At 66.0% G+C, this 1,876-nt stretch carries 4 protein-coding genes; all 4 read left to right on the top strand.

The genetic code is table 11. The features are described 5' to 3' along the window. A partial coding sequence (locus tag I71_RS09490) for an aromatic amino acid lyase (protein ID WP_199902144.1) occupies nucleotides 1-516 on the top strand: 516 nt, incomplete at its 5' end. Nucleotides 517-648: 132 nt separating this feature from the next. Next, entirely contained in the window at nucleotides 649-957 is a 309-nt protein-coding gene (locus tag I71_RS09485; protein ID WP_042694245.1) for a hypothetical protein, read from the top strand. 27 nt (nucleotides 958-984) lie between these two features. Then, nucleotides 985-1,326, top strand: a complete 342-nt coding sequence (locus I71_RS09480; protein ID WP_042694242.1) for a transposase — start codon at nucleotides 985-987, stop codon at nucleotides 1,324-1,326. Between the two features lie 179 nt (nucleotides 1,327-1,505). Next, the gene (locus I71_RS09475) at nucleotides 1,506-1,832 is read left to right on the top strand and encodes a transposase (protein WP_042694240.1); all 327 of its coding nucleotides are present in this window, start codon (nucleotides 1,506-1,508) and stop codon (nucleotides 1,830-1,832) included. Nucleotides 1,833-1,876 lie beyond the last annotated feature (44 nt).

The following is a 1,876-nucleotide window of genomic DNA, read 5'->3' as shown; positions in this document are numbered from 1 at the left end:
CGCGTTGGGGCTGGCCCTGGACAGTCTGGGAACGTCCATTGCCCGGTTGGGATGATGGCCGAACGGCGCCTGGACCGTTTGGTGAATCCGCTGGTCAGCGGTCTGCCGGCCTTCCTGGCGGCGGACAGCGGCGTCTGTTCCGGTTTCATGATCGCCCAATACACCGCAGTATCCCTGGTGGCCGAAAACCGGCGGCTGGCCGGTCCGGCCAGCCTTGACGGCGGCATCACCTCGGCGCTTCAGGAGGACGACATCAGCCACGCGACCCCAGCCGCCTTGAAGCTGTTGGGCATCCTCGAAAACACCGAACGGATCCTGGCGATCGAGTTGCTGGCAGCGGCCCAGGCCTATGACTTGCGGCCGGAGGACGGAGGGCGGGCGCAGGGGACCGACGCGGTCTACCAGGCGGTGAGGAGCGTTGTCGGCCCCTACGCCGACGATCGCCCCCTCGCCGGTGACATGGAGTGCGCTTTCAACATGATCTGCCGCTCTACTCCCGCACAATCGTCTCCTTAGAACCTGTTCGCAGCGGGCGCGTCCCATCCGGCTTTAGCCGGGATGCTACTTTAAGCTGAGCAAGGGTGTTGCGGCAGGGGCTTGCTCTGGTAGGTCTGCCACCCTCGATGTCACCGCTTGGACCCGCATTCTATGGGCACTGCCACTCGTCCCGCAAGCACCACCCCAGCCTCCTGGGACGCGTTCTCGGATGTCGATGCCTTTGTCGAGGAGGTGCTGTTTGAGCTGACGGCGATGGCGAGTGACGGCACCCGTCCAGCCCGCACCGGGCCCAAAGCGCCTCTAACCGGAGCGGCGCTGCGCAAGGCGATTATGGCGATTTGGTGCGTATGCTTCTGCGGCATGCAATGGCGCGCCATCGGGCAGCTCACCGGCATCCCGTTCGGCACGTTGTACACTCTGTTTGTGATCTTGCCCTGCTTCGGTGGACACCACAGCTAAGCTCCGAGTGGAGCGGGAAGGTATCTGATGACGAAGACGAGGCGATCCTTCACGGACGAGTTCAAGCGTGAGGCCGTTGCCCTTCTGGAAGGGAGCGGCCGGCCACTGGAGCATGTGGCGCGGGAGTTGGGCCTCCAGGCCTCGGTGCTGCGGAACTGGCGGCGGGTAGCCCAAGGGCACCCGCCGCGCTCACGGTCTGGCGCCCCTGCCGTATCCGGCACCGCCATTCCGGCCAAGCCGGACGAGCAGACGGCGGAGATCGCGCGGCTGCGACGCGAGCTGGAGCGCACCCGGCAGGAACGCGACATTTTAAAAAACGATCGCGGGCCTTCGGTCCGCCTGCGGGTGGAGAAACGGGCCGCGCTATGATGGGCAGCGGAGGGGAGCGGCCGTCTGGTTTTTGGAGGCGTAAGACCCCGTCAAAAAACGTGGCCCATGGGGCGGTGCGGACTTGAGAGTGGTGACACCCGCGCGGTGATCCCGGTTGGGAAATTGATGACTTCGCATGCCCCAGCCCCTCCTTGGCCCGACGAGCAGGAGGACGCACGATGGCGCGAACGAAGCGGTCCCGCAAGGCGCGGGATATGGCCCCGATCCATCCCCATGCGGCGGCGATCGACATCGGCGCCACCATGCACATGGCCGCCGTGCCGCCCGACTGCGACCCCGAACCGGTGCGCTCGTTCGGCACCTTCACCGGCGACCTGCACCGTCTCGCCGATTGGTTCGAACGCTGCGGCGTTCGCACCGTGGCCATGGAATCCACCAGCGTCTACTGGGTCCCCATGTTCGAGATCCTCGAGCAGCGCGGCTTCGAGGTCGTGCTGGTCAACGCCCGCGATGCCAAACACGTCCCGGGCGCAAAACCGACGTGAGCGACGCCCAGTGGCTGCCTCGCCTGCACGAGTACGGTCTGCTG

It is taken from the genome of Azospirillum sp. B506, assembly GCF_000333595.1.
Taxonomy (GTDB): Bacteria; Pseudomonadota; Alphaproteobacteria; order Azospirillales; family Azospirillaceae; genus Azospirillum.
The sequence above is the reverse complement of the archived record's forward strand: the minus strand, read 5'-3'. Positions and strand labels throughout refer to the sequence as shown.

Coding starts and splice junctions, on each gene's coding strand:
- I71_RS09475 (WP_042694240.1), top strand. CDS start 1,506: ATGGCGCGAACGAAGCGGTCCCGCAAGGCGCGGGATATGGCCCCGATC.
- I71_RS09480 (WP_042694242.1), top strand. CDS start 985: ATGACGAAGACGAGGCGATCCTTCACGGACGAGTTCAAGCGTGAGGCC.
- I71_RS09485 (WP_042694245.1), top strand. CDS start 649: ATGGGCACTGCCACTCGTCCCGCAAGCACCACCCCAGCCTCCTGGGAC.